This window comes from Pedobacter hiemivivus (assembly GCF_005144565.1).
In the GTDB taxonomy this organism is placed as follows: Bacteria; Bacteroidota; Bacteroidia; order Sphingobacteriales; family Sphingobacteriaceae; genus Pedobacter; species Pedobacter hiemivivus.
The window spans coordinates 86,085-102,059 of record NZ_SWDX01000001.1 but is presented as its reverse complement, the minus strand read 5'-3'; the positions used below and the strand labels follow the sequence as shown (position 1 = coordinate 102,059).

The window sequence follows — 15,975 nt, the reverse complement described above, 5'->3', positions numbered from 1 at the left end:
AGAAGCTAAAAGAATGCTGCTTTAGAAGAAAATGATGATTTTATCTCCCAACCCCTTGGAAATAAATTAAAAATATTTCGGACTCCTCTTGACGAATACAAATATTTTATTGATATTTGCACACTCTTAAAAAAATTAAGAAAATATATTTAACACTATAAATAAAGGCATGTCTAGAGTTTGTGATTTAACCGGAAAAATGGCAATGACAGGTTTTAATGTTTCTCACTCAAACGTTAAAACTAAGCGTAAGTTTTATCCCAACTTACAACTTCAGAAATTTTATATTCCTGAAGAAGATCGTTGGATAACACTGAAAGTATCTACTTCAGCAATCAAAACCATCAACAAAATTGGTATTACTGAAGCGATCAGTCGTTTCGTGAAAAAAGGGTATTTGTAAATAACATTGGTTGATGTGAATCAACCTTAATAGTATATAAAATGGCAAAAAAAGGTAACAGAGTACAAGTTATTCTAGAGTGTACAGAGCATAAGACTAGCGGCATGCCTGGTATGTCTAGATATATCTCTACTAAAAACCGTAAAAACACTACTGAGCGTTTAGAATTGAAAAAATTCAACCCGGTATTGAGAAAAGTAACGGTTCACAAAGAAATTAAGTAATATCAATTTAGTTTATTAACTAGATACAATCCATTAAATCATGGCAAAAAAGGTAGTTGCTACCCTTAAAACGGGTAAAGGAAAAGAATATTCGAAAGTTATTACAATGACTAAATCTGACAAAGGATCTTATTCTTTCAAAGAAGTTATTGTTCACAACGATCACGTTCAAGATGCTATTGCATCTAAAAAATAATTTTAATATTTTATAATATTAGAGCCGTCCCTTTTTACCGGGAGGGCTTTTTTTGTTTTATTATACATTCGTATGGGGTTATTTGATTTTTTCAAGAAAAAGGAAACTGAACCTGAAGCCCAAGTGGCTCTGGATAAGGGATTAGAAAAAACTAAAGAAGGCTTTTTTAGTAAAATCACTAAAGCTGTTGCTGGTAAATCTACCATAGATGATGATGTGCTCGACAACCTGGAGGAAGTATTGGTTACTTCTGATGTTGGGGTAAATACAACATTAAAAATCATCGACCGTATACAGCAACGTGTAACTAAAGACAAATACTTATCTACTACTGAACTGAATCACCTATTGCGTGACGAGATTCAGTTACTATTGGCAGAAAACAACAGCAACGACTTTAGACAGTTTGAATATGGCCAGCACAAGCCTTACGTAATTATGGTTGTAGGCGTAAATGGTGTAGGAAAAACTACTACTATTGGAAAACTGGCACATAAATTAAAGGCCGAAAACCTTAAGGTTGTTTTAGGTGCGGCAGATACTTTTAGAGCAGCTGCTGTGGAGCAAATTAAACTTTGGGGTGAGCGTGTTGGTGTACGCGTAGTTGCACAGGCAATGGGTTCAGATCCTGCGTCTGTTGCTTATGATACACTACAATCAGCCGTAGCTAACGGAGAAGATGTGGTTATTATTGATACTGCCGGCCGACTACACAACAAAATCGGATTGATGAACGAGTTGGGCAAAATCAAAAATGTGATGGAAAAAGTAATTCCTTCTGCCCCACACGAAATATTGCTGGTACTAGACGGCTCTACAGGGCAAAATGCCTTTGAGCAATGCAAACAGTTTACTGAAGCTACAGACGTAAATGCATTGGCCATCACTAAACTTGATGGTACGGCAAAAGGCGGTGTAGTAATTGGCATTTCAGACCAGTTTAAAATCCCCGTAAAATATATAGGCGTAGGCGAAAGCATGAACGACCTTCAATTATTTGATAAAAAAGCATTTGTTGACAGCTTATTTAAATAAAAAGCGACAACATTAAAATTACAAGAATACCCAATATTACAACATGAATACAAAAAACACTTCCAAAATAATCCCCGTTAAAAAACCAAAAATCAATGTCATCACTTTAGGCTGTTCTAAAAACACCTACGACTCTGAAGTTTTAATGGGACAACTGCGCGGCAATAGCATGGATGTGGTTCATGAAGCTAATAAAATGGGTAAAGACGATATTGTTGTCATCAATACTTGTGGCTTTATCGACAATGCAAAACAAGAATCCATCGATACCATCTTGCAATACAGTCAGCTAAAAGAGGAAGGTAAAGTAGGAAAGGTCTTTGTAACTGGATGCTTGTCGGAACGTTACAAACCAGAATTAGAATCCGAGATTACCAATGTAGACGCCTTCTTTGGAACCAATGATCTAAATAATTTATTGCACTCTCTAGGGGCAAACTATAAACACGAACTGATTGGAGAGCGTTTATTGACTACCCCTTCTCATTTCGCCTACTTTAAAATCGCAGAAGGCTGTAACCGTCCCTGCTCTTTTTGTGCCATTCCATTAATGCGCGGAAAACATGTTTCCCGCGATATGCAGGAACTGGTAAATGAGGCTAAAATATTAGCAGCAGGCGGAACTAAAGAATTAATACTGATTGCACAGGATCTGACCTATTATGGTTTAGATATTTATGGCAAACGTAATCTAGATGAATTACTGCGTAGACTATCAGATGTAAACGGTATTGAATGGATCAGACTTCAATACGCCTACCCTTCTGGTTTCCCAATGGAAATTTTAGATGCCATGAACGAACGCGAGAACATTTGCAAATACCTGGATATGCCTTTACAGCACATCACAGACAATATGCTAAAATCAATGCGTCGTGGTATCACCAAACAAAAAACCATTGATATTGTAAACCAGATCAGAGATAAAGTACCGGGTATCGCTATGCGTAATACTTTAATCTGTGGTTATCCAGGTGAAACAGAACAAGATTTCGAAGAGATGATGAACTGGGTTGAAGAAACGCGTTTCGACAGACTAGGCTGCTTTACTTACTCGCACGAAGAGAAAACACATGCACACGATCTTGTAGATAATGTACCTGCTGAAGTAAAACAAGAACGTGTAGATGCTATTATGGAGTTGCAACAGGGAATATCTTTTGACATTAACCAAGAGAAAATTGGCAAAACCTATAAAGTTTTGGTAGACAGAAAAGAAGGAGACTTCTTCATCGGTCGTACCGAATTTGACTCACCAGAAGTTGACAATGAGGTCCTAATTGATGCTAATACAGGTTATGCCGCAAATGGCAGCTTTGTACAGGTAAAAATAGACCGCGCTGAAGACTTTGATCTATATGGACAGATTGTAAAATAAAAGCCGCAAATTAAGAATTATGGTTTATTAACTTAAATTCGTAGCAATGCAGGCTAAATACATACCATACCAGGAAACGAATGCTTTCTCTGCAATTGTACTGGATTACATCAGCGGAAAAGATCAATTAAAGTCTTTCTATAAATATACTCCGGATTTTAATGGCTTCGCTGAAGCCATTAAAAATCGTAATTATAATGCGGATAGAACCATATTGGTGGATACGCTGAAAAAGCAATATGCGGCTGTTAAAACAACGCCAATGGTCACTGAGCATATCAAACGATTGGGAGATAGCCGCACCTTTACCATCACTACTGGCCATCAGCTGAATATTTTTACCGGTCCACTTTATTTTATTTATAAAATAGTGACCGCGATAAATCTCGCCAGAGAATTAAAGCAAGAATTCCCAGACTATAATTTTGTCCCTGTCTATTGGATGGCTACAGAAGATCATGATTTTGAGGAAATCAATCATGTGAAAATTGAGGACAAAATGTTGACCTGGAATAAGCAGGCTGCCGGAGCAACAGGTAGGTTGAATACTAAAGATATTATTGAAACCCTTACTGCCTATAAAGGTTATTTAGGCATCGGTACAAAAGGACTCATGTTATCCCGATTGGTCGAAGCTGCTTACACCAATAATACCAAACTAAGTGATGCCACGCGCGAATTGGTAGATGCCCTATTTGGTGAGTATGGATTGGTTTGCGTAGATGCAGATGATCCTCAACTAAAAAAACAATTCGACGAAATTATATACCAGGACATTACTGAACAAAATAGCTTCAAGTTTATTTCCGACAGCAATTCAAAACTGGAAGAACTTGGTCATAAACCACAGGTAAACCCCAGAGAGATCAACTTCTTCTACATGACAGATCAATTACGGGAACGTATTGTGGAAGAAGATGGCCGCTACAATGTAATGCATACTGACATCAGCTTTAATAAAGAAGAGCTTGAAACTGAAATCAGTAATTTTCCTGAAAGATTTAGTCCGAATGTGGTTATGCGTCCCGTATACCAGGAAGTAATTTTACCCAATCTAGCTTATATAGGCGGAGGTGCTGAGCTAACTTACTGGCTACAATTAAAGTCGAACTTTGACCATTATAAAGTTGACTTCCCGGTCGTGTTATTACGTAACTCTGCAATGGTAATTGATAGTAGAAGCGAAGAAAGAATGCAGATCCTTGGCATCAGTTATAAAAACCTGTTTGCCAAAACTGAAACCATAAAAAATGAATGGGTACGCTCGCATGTCAACCTGCAGCTCTCTTTAAATGATGAAGAACGTGCAATCAGCGCTGTTTTTGATCAGATTAAGCTAAATGCTTATAAGATTGACAAAACGCTTTCTCAATCGGCTGATGCAGCCAAAACAAGAGCACTTAAACTCATTTCAAGTTTAGAGAAAAAAATGCTAAGAGCTGAAAAGCGTAAGCATAAAACCTCCCTTGCTCAAATCGAGAGCTTAAAAGACAAACTTTTCCCAACAGGAGTACTACAAGAAAGGGTGTTAAATATTGCACCAATGTATGTAATATATGGCGACGAGTTTATTGATTCTTTAGTTGCCTATTTTAAACCGTTAGACCACCAGTTTACCGTATTATTTGCCTGATTACCATGAAATTTTACACTTTTACCGAAAATAACCTGCGTCGTTTTACCGAAAATGTCTTTTTAACTATGGGATGTCCGGAAGTAGATGCAAAGCTTGCCGCAGATGTTCTATTACGCTCAGATTTAAGAGGTATTGACTCTCATGGAGTAGCTCGTTTAAGCGGCTATGTGAGACTCTGGGAGAAGAAACGAATCAATGCTACTCCTCTGGTAAAGGTAGTCCACGAAACCGCGACGACAGCTACTGTAGACGGTGACGGAGGACTAGGTTTAGTGGTCGCTCCTTTTGCCATGAAAATCGCCATAGAGAAGGCAAAAACCTTTGGTAGTGGCTGGGTTGCAGTAAAAAACTCCAATCATTTCGGAATAGCAGGTTACCATGCACTAATGGCCGTTGAGCAAGATATGATAGGAATCAGCATGACCAATGCAAGTCCATTGGTAGCACCTACATATGCCAATGAAAGGTTATTAGGCACCAATCCGATGTGTTATGCTTTCCCTGCTGGCAAATATCCACCGGTAGTGGTAGATATGGCAACCGCTGCCGCAGCAAACGGTAAGTTGGAAATTGCACAAAGAGCCAATCAGCCTATCCCCGAAGGATGGGTACAAGATAAGGAAGGACAAACATCTATAAACCCACATCAGCTAAAAGAAGGCGGTTCATTATTGCCTTTGGGAAGCGATAAAGACCACGGAAGCCACAAAGGTTATGGATTAGGTGCTACAGTTGATATTCTATCGGCAGTGCTCTCTGGTGCTAATTACGGACCATGGGTCCCTCCTTTTGTTGCTTTCCTGGAGCCGCCAACAGATCCGGTAGGCGAAGGTATCGGTCACTTCTTTGGTGCAATGCGCGTTGACGGTTTCCGTCCGGCACAAGACTTTAAAGACCATCTTGACAACTGGATCACACGTTTTAAAAGTGCTAAAACCATCGATCCTGAAAAGAAAGTAATCATTCCCGGAGAACCCGAGTATGCCTTTGAAAATGAGCGCAAAAAAAACGGCATCCCTTTAATAGATGCCGTTGTGAATGATTTGAATGAGCTAGCCCTTAAATTAGGAATAGCTGGTTTATCTTAATGAATGCCTCTTAACAATCTACTCCATCTGATTTTGCTGAAGAACGAACCATTGGTATCGTAACTCATCCATATAAACAATGCTTTTCCTACGATATGATCCTCAGGAACAAAGCCCCAATAACGAGAATCTGCAGATCTGTGTCTGTTATCACCCATCATCCAGTAGTAATTCATTTTAAAGGTATAGCTATCTGCAGCTTTACCATTTATCAGCCAACCAGTCCCTGATTTTTCCAACTTATTGCCTTCATAAATACGAATGCTTCTTTCATAAAGTGGCATAGTAACACTGTCTAATTTAACCGTCCATCCTTTTTTAGGAATAATGATAGGCCCAAAGTTATCTACATTCCAATCTCTATTACGGTCAAACGGGAAAATATCACCTTCACGCTCATGAGGAGGGGCAGTAAATACTTTTACAGATTGCACGAAGTCCAATTTTTTCACATCGGCCATCATCTCCGCAGTTCCATTAAATGTATATACATTAGGCGTCATGGTGCTTCTGATATCATCCGAAATGTTAAATCCTAAATCTTCAAAAACTGAAGGATTCACATCTGGAGTTTTAAATACCACCTCATAGCTAATCTCACCAGTATTTTTTAACGGTTCAGCTTTTCCATTAACACTTACCAACCCATTGGCCATGCTTATGGTATCACCTGCTATAGCAATACAACGTTTGATATAATTTTCTCTTTTATCAACAGGTCTGCTTACAATGGTATAGCGACTATTAATTGCTGCCCATCCTTCAGATCTTACCATCTGGTAATAATCAACATCCTGCTGCTCCAGCGCTACAGTATCACCTTGTGGATAGTTAAAAACCACAACATCATTTCTTTTAATATCTGATAAACCTGGTAATCTGTGAAACTTCCATTGTACACCATCCCAATAAGCTTTAGTACCAGTTATTGGCATTGTATGGTGGGCAAAAGGGAATGCAATTGGAGTCATAGGTACCCTTGCTCCATAATTAACTTTACTAACAAATAAAAAGTCGCCAACCAGCAAAGACCTTTCCATAGAGGCAGTCGGTATCGTATAAGCCTCGATAAAGAACACCCTGATGATAGTCGCAGCAACCACCGCAAAAACGATAGCATCTACCCATTCACGGGTTTTTGTTTTTTTCTTCTTTGGCTTATCGTCTTTACTTTTTTGCCAGAATTTCCAACTCATATATTGTTATTTAAAATTAAATATATCGGCTATATTATAAAAGCCCTGTTTATTTTGTAACCACTCTGCCGCCACTACTGCTCCAAGCGCAAAGCCGGAACGGTTATGAGCAGTATGTTTTAATTCAATTTCATCTACTTCCGAGCTGTACAGCACAGTATGGGTACCCGGCACATTTTCAATTCTGTGGGATTCAATCAACAGCTGATTTTTCTTAACCACATCATCAAATGGAGTACCTACCTCTTCATTTACCCATTCAGATTTCCGGTCCATCTGCTCAATGATATCTTCAGCAAGTGTCATTGCTGTACCACTTGGAGAATCTAATTTCTGTGTATGATGAATTTCCTCTACCTGAACTTCGTAAGCAGGATAATCATTCATCAGCTTTGCCATCACTTTACTGATATGGAAAAACAAATTCACCCCTATACTAAAGTTTGACCCGTAAAGTAAGGTATTGTTACGACTCAAACATTCATTTTTCACTTCCTGTAATTCACCATACCATCCTGTAGTACCAACCACTACTGGTAAATTGGCATCAAAACAAGCATGAATGTTGCTGAGCGCAGCAGCAGGAGCACTAAAGTCTATAGCTACATCAGCCTTTGACAAGTTAGCAGTAGTTAAATCTTCCGTGTTGTCAATACTGATCTTCAGGACAATCTCATGGCCTCTTTCTAAAGCAAACCTTTCAATGATTTGCCCCATTTTTCCGTAACCAAGTAAAGCTATTTTCATTTAGTTTATATTTCTTTTTTATTCTACTTAAAAGGTAATTGCGATTTTCATTCCCGGCGCAAAGCTATTGAAGCCATACATCTGATTTGAGTTCATCAAATCGGGCCTAATTTTTATACGCGCTACATCGCCTACGTCAAAATTAGCCAAACGTGCATCAATGTAAGCTTCTACAATATTCAATAAGTATAAGCCTACATAAGAGAAAATGATCACTTGCTTGTTTCTTCGATAAGTGTCCTTTGCTAAAATTAAGCGATCGGTTGGAGAATTTGCATAAGGACTTCCTTCTGGAGATTTATCTCCATGTGTAGCCCGATACTCCAATTCATCAGCAAATATGTTGTATTGCTTAGTATTATCCATATAGGAAATCGTAAGCAAAGTTGCACCGGTATAAATACCTGCAACTTTTAGACCTCTGTAAATGTTAAGTCCGTTTCGGATTTGCCCCAAACCTGGCAACATAGCCGATCGGATAGCGGCTCTTCGTCCGGCAATTTTACCCACATTTACATAAGGTTTTACGGTATCAGTTGTTGTAGCTTCCAACGTGGCGCTATCCTTCTTACTGGTCAGTTTTTGTTGGGCTCTTGCAGCAAAAGCAGCAAAAAACAAGAAGACCGATAACAGCAAAATTTTGTGCATTACCAATCTAATAACTCTAGGATCCTGTTTAAATCGTCATCAGACATGAATGGAATCTCAATAGCTCCTTTACCATTATCCCCTACTTTAAGCTTCACTTTGGTTGCGAATTTAGAGGCCAGGTCTTTCTGTAATTTTTGATATTCAAAAGGCACTGCTTTGGATTTCAGCTGAAACTTAGGTTTCACCTCAACACTGTTGATGCTTCTAACCAATTCTTCCACTTTCCTAACAGAAAGGCCTTTATCAATAATTTCCTGATGGATAAAAAGTTGTTTTTCTTCAGAATCTACATTGATCAGCGCACGCGCATGACCCATAGATATTTTCTGATCACGAATAGAAATCTGAATAACCGGAGGTAATTTCAGCAAACGCAGATAATTGGTTACCGTAGTCCGGTTTTTACCTACACGCTCACCAAGCTGCTCCTGTTTTAAGTTACATTCATCCAGCATACGCTGAAAACTAAGTGCTACCTCAATAGCATTCAGGTTTTCACGTTGTATGTTTTCAATAAGCGCCATTTCCAGCATCTGCTGATCATTGGCACTACGCACGTAAGCAGGAATCTGGGTAAGTCCAGCAAGCTTACAAGCTCTTAACCTACGTTCTCCAGATATAAGTTGATATTGATTTTCGCCTTGTTTTCTAACCGTAATCGGCTGAATAAGCCCCTGCACCCGAATAGATTCGGCCAACTCGTTTAAAGCCACCTGATCAAATTCGGTACGCGGCTGGTACGGATTGGTCTCTATAGCACTGATATTGATCAGTCCGATACTATTGTTGTTTTGGTGGCTTTCCTGCCTGGTTTCACTAACCGGGTTAACCTCGCTTTTAGGCGGATTAACGGAATCGCTATCATCCAAAAGCGCACTTAATCCTCTGCCTAAACCTGTTTTTCGCTGAAAAGATGTCATTAAAAAATAATTATATAGTTGCCGTATTTACATCCTGCACTTCCTTAACCAATCCGTTTTTACGGACGATCTCACGTGCCAGGTTCAGATAATTGATAGCTCCTTTACAGTTTGCATCGTGCATAATTACAGATACACCATAACTTGGGGCCTCACTTAAGCGGGTATTTCTTTGAATGATCGTTTCAAAAACAAGCTCTTGAAAGTGCGTTTTTACTTCTTCAACCACCTGGTTCGATAAACGCAAACGCACATCATACATTGTCAACAAAATACCTTCAATTTCCAATTCAGGATTTAAACGATTTTGTACAATTTTAATTGTGTTTAGCAATTTACCTAAACCTTCCAATGCAAAATATTCACATTGAACAGGGATAATTACAGAATCCGCTGCTGTAAGTGCATTGATGGTAATTAAACCTAGCGAGGGAGAACAATCAACGATAATAAAATCGTACTGATCTCTGATCTTCTCCATAACAGCTTTCATTTTATACTCCCTGTTATTGAGGTTGATCATCTCGATCTCGGCACCAACCAGGTCGATATGCGCTGGCAACAGATCCAAATTTGGTGTTTCTGTTTTCTGTATCGCATCCATCGGTTCTATATCATTGATGATACATTCGTAGATGCTATTTTTGATATTTCTTGGATCAAAACCAATACCGGAGGTAGAGTTGGCCTGAGGGTCTGCGTCGACCAATAAAGTCCTGTATTCCAGTACGGCTAAACTTGCTGCTAAGTTTATAGATGAAGTCGTTTTACCTACACCACCTTTTTGATTTGCCAATGCAATAATTTTACTCATTTATCTTTTTAATAATTACCAATTATTTACTTAAGGCTTAATTTACATTGAAGTAAATCTATAAAAAATGCTATTTTTGTATTGTTTTAGGCATATTTTAACGATTAGCTAAGATACAAACTAAATGGCAAAACTAGCATTAATGCAGCAAGTGTTTTACACATCTTATTAACAATTTTCGCATGATAACCATCATATCAGGAACAAACAGACCTGCAAGTAATACACTAAAAATCGCAAAATATTACCAGAAAACATTAGCAGAAAAAGGATTACAAACTAACCTGTTTAACCTGGAGGATCTTCCCGAAACACTCATAGCCTCTGACCTTTACGGAAAAAGGAGTCCAGAATTTGAGCCCATTCAACAAATGATTGCTGCAACCAGTAAGTTTCTTTTTATCATCCCCGAATACAATGGCAGCTTCCCTGGTGTACTAAAAACATTTATTGATGCCTGCAATTTCCCTGAAAGCTTTTACGATAAAAAAGCCGCTCTGGTAGGCGTATCTTCAGGAAAATACGGAAACATTAGAGGAATAGATCACTTTGGAGGAGTTTGTAGCTACCTACACCTTCATGTGCTCCCATTAAGGATCCACATTTCTGCGATTAAGATCGAACTAGACGAAAATGGCGATCTGTTTAAAGAAGATACCTTAAAATTTACAGGTCAGCAAATGGATAAATTTATTGCGTTTTAAAGCTCAACCAATCAATCCCTTCATTTCCAAAAACAAAGAATCCAGGATAAAGCATTTCGGCGATATCCTCAAGAGCAGTAACCAGATCTTCAGCATCATCCATCTCTAAATCCTGTCCATTCATTAAATAGACTCGATTGTATTCAACAGCAGGCCAGCTATTATCCAATAATGGCGGAACAAGGCCCATCAGCTCCAGCATAGTGGTCCCTTTTTCCATATAAATAACCACTTTAGCTGTGTTGATGAAATCCTGATACATACCACCCGCAGCTAAAATCACTTCCTCTAAACCATAATTTAACTGGTTATTTGTATCCAGACAAGCAACCGGAACCTTATCCATAAACTTTATTTTATGCTGGATTAAATCTACGCGTTCCTGAAGCTGCTCGCGCAAGGCTTCATCTTTAACCTTATTTATAACCGCATTTAAAAAAGACATATCGATATATTTATTACTTTGTGCAAAATTACTATTCCTGAACCGATGTGCCGTATGATAAACAATATTTTTTATGCCTTGCTGATTTTAACACTGCTGTCCTGTAAGCAAAAATCAGCCGATACGGATAAAAAGGTGTTTAATATGAACCTTGACCAAAATGTCACGTCGCTCGACCCCGCGTTTGCCCGCAATCAAAACGCCACCTGGATGATCAATCAAATCTTTAATGGATTGGTACAGGTAGACAGCACATTAACTCCACTACCTTGCATTGCAAAAACCTGGAAAATTTCCGAAGATCACTTAACCTACACCTTCAACCTACGCAATGATGTTTACTTCCACGACGACCCTATTTTCCTTAATGGAAAAGGCCGGAAGGTAATAGCCACAGATTTTATATACAGTTTTTACCGACTTATAGATCCGAAGGTAGCCTCATCTGGAGGATGGATTTTTAGCGATAAAGTAAAAGACCAAAATAGCTTCATCGCACTAAATGACAGCACTTTTCAGGTAAAGCTCGTCAAGCCCTTTCCTGCTTTCATCAATCTGTTAACCACACAGTATTGCGCTGTGGTACCCTGGGAAATTGTAGAACATTACGGCAAAGATTTCAGAAGCCACCCAATAGGCACAGGTCCTTTTAAATTTAAATACTGGAAAGAAGACGAAATACTAGTCATGTTAAAAAATGAACGCTATTGGGAAAAAGAAGGCAACCAACAACTTCCCTATCTCGATGCTGTAAAAGTCACCTTTATTAGCGATAAGCAAAGTGCTTTCATGAATTTCATAAAAAAAGACCTCGATTTTTTTGACAAGGTAGATGGCAGCTACCGCGATGATATCCTGACTAAAAGCGGCAAAATGACGAGCAAATATAAAGGCAAATTTCAATTAAGAAAAGGACCTTACTTATGTACAGAATATGTAGGTATTTTGGTAGATACCTCAAAAGCAATTGCAAAAAACTCCCCTCTAAAATTTAAAAAAGTAAGGCAGGCGATCAATTATGCAATTGACAAACCTAAGCTGATTAAATATTTAAGAAATAGCATTGGTATGCCCGCTACATCTGGTTTTATCCCACATGGAATGCCCGGTTTCGACAGCACAGCCGTTAAAGGCTATCATTATAATCCGCAGCGAGCAGCAGAATTACTTGTAGAAGCAGGCTTCCCTGATGGAAAAGGTATGCCCCAAATTACCTTAAGCACTTCTACAACTTACAAAGACCTAATTGAGTTTATTCAAGGCGAATTGGGCGCCATTGGCATTCGTGTAAAAGTAGACGTGAGTCCTAGCGCCAGCTTAAGAGATCTCATCTCTAAAAATGAAGTCAACTTTTTCAGAGGATCATGGATAGCCGATTACCCGGACGGAGAGAATTATCTGGCTATGTTTTATTCCAAAAACAAAGTACCCAATGGCCCCAACTACACGGGGTATTTTAACGATGATTTTGACCGACTGTTTGAAGAAAGCTATTATGAAAGTAATAACGAAAAGCGATACTTGTTATACCAGAAAATGGATAGGATGATTGTCGAATATGCAAACATAGTCCCTATTCTTTATGATCAGTCATTAGTCATGACACAGAATAACATCAGCGGATATTCGCTTAATGCAATAAACCTGATGATATTAAAAACAGTAAAAAAAGATTAATGCTTATGATAAGCAGACAAAAAGAGATTGTATCATTAATCTGTATTATGCTATTTTTTATGCATTTCGTCATCCTGAATTTATTTCAGGATCTCGTTTAAGCATGTTTTGAATAGTATAGTTCGAGATCCTGAAATAAATTCAGGATGACGATCGGATTAATGATACAACCTCTTGAAGACACTAGATTCAGTATTGCTTATAAAGTACCATAGAAGAAAGAACTTAAATCTGCGGTCCTGTAGAATCCACCCATTGTACTTGTGTTTGTTGGATTAGATGATGTTACCCAGGCAACTTTAAATGGCCCTGAAAGCAAATAATTAGTTAATGGTAAAATCTCTACGGTTCTTGCCGTCCAGTTTGAACTATATACCGGAGCACTTAAAGTAAAGACATCGCCTACCCTTGTATAAGTAAAAGATGCACTCGCCACAAATGAAGTTGTGGGATTCCTATAATTTACATCCACATTCAATGTATTGTTGCTCGTCAATGTTAAAGTCATCAGCGTAATCGTTCTTCCTGGAACTGGGGTACTATTAGCGAATAAACCAACGGTAGAATTATAAACAGCTGTGAAGGCAGAATTAACCCCTACAGGCAATCCTGTTGCAGGGATGGTAATTTTACGATAAGCAAAGGTATTTGCATAACCAAACATTAATGATAGCGGAACTAATGGCGCTGTAGCATTTTGCAACGTAATTCTCGTTGTGCCAGCCATAATATAATAAGCTTTGTTTGCTGCATCCCACAACAGCTCATTAAAAGTAACATTGCCATACTTTATTGGATTACTAAGTACAACTTTATTGATTCCAAAATTAAAAACCGCCGATTGTGTTACGATCGTATTTTGAGCATCGACATAAGTGAACTTAAATGATTTCGCTACAGGATTGAGATCAACAGCGCCCTTTGTACCATCAGCAAATTGAATATAAGGATACCTATTTGCAATTAAATAAAGTGTATTGGCCTCCATCATGGTTTTTAACCCCCCAGCCAAAATAGCTTGTGCCTCTGTAGCTGATAATTTAACCATACTCATGGCATTCTTGTTGAAAATACCATCGAACTTAACGGTATCACCAACAGCTTCAGTAAAGGCAAACTCAAAATCAGATTTAAGACCTGTGGCAGTACTGGCTCCACCGCCACTGATTGCAGCATCAGGATCTGATGCCAGGTGGATGTAGTTGTATGTGTCAAAAATCAAAGTAGGTCGCTGTAAAGCCTTCAGCCTATAGGTACTTTCGGCTAGTGTTCCAGCAGAGGTAAGGTTAAAATCAGACAACATACTTACTTTACCATTAGCAGTAAACTTAAAATAATAAGTAAAACCCTTACCTCCCAAAGGATAAATCGTAGCTTTCCAGCCATCTGCAGCAGACAGAAGTCTAGCCTGATCTTCGGCTAACGCTGCAGACAAACGCACATCTGGATCTTCGAGAATAGGATCACTATCTTTTTTACACCCGGCAATAACCCCAGTTATAACCAATGCTATATATATAAATTTCTTCATTTTGTTATTAATTTCCGTAAACACCAAAAAAGAATGAATTCGCGTCAGCCGTCTTTTGAAGACCTATGTATTCACTTTTAAAATTTGCACTGTAAAACCATTTATAAGTAAACTTATTCTGCGTTAGATAATTTGTTAAGGCAATTATTCCTGATGCAATTACCAATCCATTAGCATCAGTACTTGCCAGCGTCAGATTGATGTTCCCATTAGTATCAGTAGCAACGTTGTAAGTGAAATTGGCTACCAATGCAGCGCCCGCAGAACTCAAATAGTTTACGCGGAGTGTAACTTGTCCCGCAGCGCCATAAATCAAAGAAATACTACTCAACACCCTGCCAGACAACCCTGAAAGGCCTGTTTTTGCAGTATTAAAGACTGTAGTAAAATCAGCCGACTGTCCCGCTAAATCAGGTGAAATACCAGTTACTGTAGTATAAAGCCCTCCAAAAGCAAGATAAGTACTAGGCAACGACGGTGAATTTTGATTAAGGGCAGCTTGTACTCTATTTTGAAGGGTATAAAAATCAATACCATAACTTTGTTTAAAATAATTAACCACCATATCCTGTTTGGTACGAATTGCAGCAACAACGGGTGCTGTTAATGGCTTGAGCATCGCCTCATAACCAGCCTTACCTTCAGTAAGCATGATAGAAGTCATTTCAGCAAAATCTTCATCAGGCGATGCCTGTGAATATTGCGTAATAAAACCGCCATTTCCATCAACCAAAGTTCTATTGTTCCAATCAGCGGTATACCCAGCAGGGGTTACCTGTGGAAATTCCTTCTGAAAGTTAATGGTCTGGTTTAAAATATGTGTGAACTCATGATGAATAGTTTTTAATATCCTTTTTGCAACATCCCTATCCGTTTTAGAAAAATTATTCACATTAAACAACGTTACTTTCACACCACCTCCAGCTTCACCCAGCGTAACAGTTCCTCCGGCGTTATACTGTAAACTACCTACCAGTATGTAATTTTTAGGCGCATACTTTTTAATGAAATTTTGTCCCGCTTCAGCTGCGTAAGGATCTATCCAAACTGACTTTACCACCTCCATCAGGGGCTGAACCTTATCTACCATTGGAGGGGTCAATGTCTTTGAGTTGTCATACTCTGTACCATCCCACCTATATTTCACATTAATGTTATATGGCTCGGTAAAGTTTGTAAACAACCATTTGTCGAGGGTACCCTGCTCCCAGCTATCTCCACCTAAACCGACTATTTCTTTATTGAGATTTTCGCTTTTTTTACAGCTTAGCATAAGGCCAAAAAGCGATGCAAGCAAAAGCGTATATATATTTTTCATCTTTATTAGATT

General features: G+C 38.5%; 17 protein-coding genes. 9 read left to right on the top strand and 8 right to left on the bottom strand.

The window, feature by feature from the left end:
* Positions 1–169: 169 nt before the first annotated feature.
* The 7 genes from rpmB (at position 170) to FBD94_RS00410 (ending at position 5,960) form a co-directional block, all read left to right on the top strand.
* Positions 170–403 carry a 50S ribosomal protein L28 gene (gene rpmB, locus FBD94_RS00440; RefSeq protein ID WP_084289430.1) on the top strand — a complete coding sequence of 78 codons (234 nt, stop codon included), beginning with the start codon at positions 170–172 and terminating at the stop codon, positions 401–403.
* A gap of 41 nt (positions 404–444) precedes the next feature.
* Positions 445–627, top strand: coding sequence for a 50S ribosomal protein L33 (rpmG, locus tag FBD94_RS00435; protein ID WP_015809322.1), 183 nt, complete (start codon positions 445–447; stop codon positions 625–627).
* A 40-nt stretch (positions 628–667) separates the two neighbouring features.
* Positions 668–823, top strand: a complete 156-nt coding sequence (locus FBD94_RS00430; protein WP_131607304.1) for a DUF4295 domain-containing protein — start codon at positions 668–670, stop codon at positions 821–823.
* A gap of 72 nt (positions 824–895) precedes the next feature.
* Positions 896–1,858, top strand: coding sequence for a signal recognition particle-docking protein FtsY (ftsY, locus tag FBD94_RS00425; protein WP_136878701.1), 963 nt, complete (start codon positions 896–898; stop codon positions 1,856–1,858).
* Between the two features lie 43 nt (positions 1,859–1,901).
* Positions 1,902–3,236 (top strand): 30S ribosomal protein S12 methylthiotransferase RimO, encoded by a 1,335-nt coding sequence (gene rimO, locus FBD94_RS00420; RefSeq protein ID WP_136878700.1) that lies wholly within the window; start codon positions 1,902–1,904, stop codon positions 3,234–3,236.
* Positions 3,237–3,282: 46 nt separating this feature from the next.
* Positions 3,283–4,869 (top strand): bacillithiol biosynthesis cysteine-adding enzyme BshC, encoded by a 1,587-nt coding sequence (gene bshC, locus FBD94_RS00415; protein ID WP_136878699.1) that lies wholly within the window; start codon positions 3,283–3,285, stop codon positions 4,867–4,869.
* Positions 4,870–4,874: 5 nt separating this feature from the next.
* A complete protein-coding gene (locus FBD94_RS00410; RefSeq protein WP_136878698.1) occupies positions 4,875–5,960 on the top strand; it encodes an Ldh family oxidoreductase in 1,086 nt (361 codons plus the stop codon).
* Here FBD94_RS00410 and lepB read toward each other — a convergent pair.
* Genes lepB through FBD94_RS00385 form a run of 5 tightly spaced genes read right to left on the bottom strand, consistent with a single transcriptional unit; the run spans position 5,957 to position 10,288 of the window.
* Positions 5,957–7,156, bottom strand: coding sequence for a signal peptidase I (gene lepB, locus FBD94_RS00405; protein WP_136878697.1), 1,200 nt, complete (start codon positions 7,154–7,156; stop codon positions 5,957–5,959). The genes FBD94_RS00410 and lepB overlap by 4 nt on opposite strands.
* A 6-nt stretch (positions 7,157–7,162) precedes the next feature.
* Positions 7,163–7,903, bottom strand: coding sequence for a 4-hydroxy-tetrahydrodipicolinate reductase (gene dapB / locus FBD94_RS00400; protein ID WP_131607291.1), 741 nt, complete (start codon positions 7,901–7,903; stop codon positions 7,163–7,165).
* Between the two features lie 27 nt (positions 7,904–7,930).
* Positions 7,931–8,551 (bottom strand): DUF5683 domain-containing protein, encoded by a 621-nt coding sequence (locus FBD94_RS00395; RefSeq protein ID WP_136878696.1) that lies wholly within the window; start codon positions 8,549–8,551, stop codon positions 7,931–7,933.
* Positions 8,551–9,474 (bottom strand): ParB/RepB/Spo0J family partition protein, encoded by a 924-nt coding sequence (locus tag FBD94_RS00390; protein ID WP_131607287.1) that lies wholly within the window; start codon positions 9,472–9,474, stop codon positions 8,551–8,553. The genes FBD94_RS00395 and FBD94_RS00390 overlap by 1 nt, the downstream gene beginning before the upstream one ends.
* 10 nt (positions 9,475–9,484) lie before the next feature.
* Positions 9,485–10,288, bottom strand: coding sequence for a ParA family protein (locus tag FBD94_RS00385; protein ID WP_131607285.1), 804 nt, complete (start codon positions 10,286–10,288; stop codon positions 9,485–9,487).
* A 182-nt stretch (positions 10,289–10,470) separates the two neighbouring features.
* On the opposite strand from FBD94_RS00385, the gene FBD94_RS00380 reads away from it, so the two are divergent.
* On the top strand, positions 10,471–10,992 hold the full coding sequence (locus FBD94_RS00380; RefSeq protein WP_136878695.1) for an NADPH-dependent FMN reductase: 522 nt from the start codon (positions 10,471–10,473) through the stop codon (positions 10,990–10,992).
* Here FBD94_RS00380 and FBD94_RS00375 read toward each other — a convergent pair.
* Complete coding sequence (locus FBD94_RS00375) at positions 10,979–11,437, bottom strand: hypothetical protein (protein ID WP_131607281.1); 459 nt, start codon at positions 11,435–11,437, stop codon at positions 10,979–10,981. The two genes, FBD94_RS00380 and FBD94_RS00375, sit on opposite strands and share 14 nt — an antisense overlap.
* A gap of 54 nt (positions 11,438–11,491) precedes the next feature.
* On the opposite strand from FBD94_RS00375, the gene FBD94_RS00370 reads away from it, so the two are divergent.
* Complete coding sequence (locus FBD94_RS00370) at positions 11,492–13,114, top strand: ABC transporter substrate-binding protein (protein ID WP_317131559.1); 1,623 nt, start codon at positions 11,492–11,494, stop codon at positions 13,112–13,114.
* A 199-nt stretch (positions 13,115–13,313) separates the two neighbouring features.
* Here FBD94_RS00370 and FBD94_RS00365 read toward each other — a convergent pair whose 3' ends face one another.
* A complete protein-coding gene (locus FBD94_RS00365) occupies positions 13,314–14,645 on the bottom strand; it encodes a DUF4302 domain-containing protein (RefSeq protein WP_136878693.1) in 1,332 nt (443 codons plus the stop codon).
* Between the two features lie 7 nt (positions 14,646–14,652).
* Positions 14,653–15,963, bottom strand: a complete 1,311-nt coding sequence (locus FBD94_RS00360) for a zinc-binding metallopeptidase (RefSeq protein ID WP_136878692.1) — start codon at positions 15,961–15,963, stop codon at positions 14,653–14,655.
* Between the last annotated feature and the right edge of the window lie 12 nt (positions 15,964–15,975).

Excerpts from the sequence above, each read along its gene's own strand:
- rpmB (WP_084289430.1), top strand. The coding sequence starts at position 170 with ATGTCTAGAGTTTGTGATTTAACCGGAAAAATGGCAATGACAGGTTTT.
- rpmG (WP_015809322.1), top strand. The coding sequence starts at position 445 with ATGGCAAAAAAAGGTAACAGAGTACAAGTTATTCTAGAGTGTACAGAG.
- FBD94_RS00430 (WP_131607304.1), top strand. The coding sequence starts at position 668 with ATGGCAAAAAAGGTAGTTGCTACCCTTAAAACGGGTAAAGGAAAAGAA.
- ftsY (WP_136878701.1), top strand. The coding sequence starts at position 896 with ATGGGGTTATTTGATTTTTTCAAGAAAAAGGAAACTGAACCTGAAGCC.
- rimO (WP_136878700.1), top strand. The coding sequence starts at position 1,902 with ATGAATACAAAAAACACTTCCAAAATAATCCCCGTTAAAAAACCAAAA.
- bshC (WP_136878699.1), top strand. The coding sequence starts at position 3,283 with ATGCAGGCTAAATACATACCATACCAGGAAACGAATGCTTTCTCTGCA.
- FBD94_RS00410 (WP_136878698.1), top strand. The coding sequence starts at position 4,875 with ATGAAATTTTACACTTTTACCGAAAATAACCTGCGTCGTTTTACCGAA.
- lepB (WP_136878697.1), bottom strand. The coding sequence starts at position 7,156 with ATGAGTTGGAAATTCTGGCAAAAAAGTAAAGACGATAAGCCAAAGAAG.
- dapB (WP_131607291.1), bottom strand. The coding sequence starts at position 7,903 with ATGAAAATAGCTTTACTTGGTTACGGAAAAATGGGGCAAATCATTGAA.
- FBD94_RS00395 (WP_136878696.1), bottom strand. The coding sequence starts at position 8,551 with ATGCACAAAATTTTGCTGTTATCGGTCTTCTTGTTTTTTGCTGCTTTT.
- FBD94_RS00390 (WP_131607287.1), bottom strand. The coding sequence starts at position 9,474 with ATGACATCTTTTCAGCGAAAAACAGGTTTAGGCAGAGGATTAAGTGCG.
- FBD94_RS00385 (WP_131607285.1), bottom strand. The coding sequence starts at position 10,288 with ATGAGTAAAATTATTGCATTGGCAAATCAAAAAGGTGGTGTAGGTAAA.
- FBD94_RS00380 (WP_136878695.1), top strand. The coding sequence starts at position 10,471 with ATGATAACCATCATATCAGGAACAAACAGACCTGCAAGTAATACACTA.
- FBD94_RS00375 (WP_131607281.1), bottom strand. The coding sequence starts at position 11,437 with ATGTCTTTTTTAAATGCGGTTATAAATAAGGTTAAAGATGAAGCCTTG.
- FBD94_RS00370 (WP_317131559.1), top strand. The coding sequence starts at position 11,492 with ATGATAAACAATATTTTTTATGCCTTGCTGATTTTAACACTGCTGTCC.
- FBD94_RS00365 (WP_136878693.1), bottom strand. The coding sequence starts at position 14,645 with ATGAAGAAATTTATATATATAGCATTGGTTATAACTGGGGTTATTGCC.
- FBD94_RS00360 (WP_136878692.1), bottom strand. The coding sequence starts at position 15,963 with ATGAAAAATATATATACGCTTTTGCTTGCATCGCTTTTTGGCCTTATG.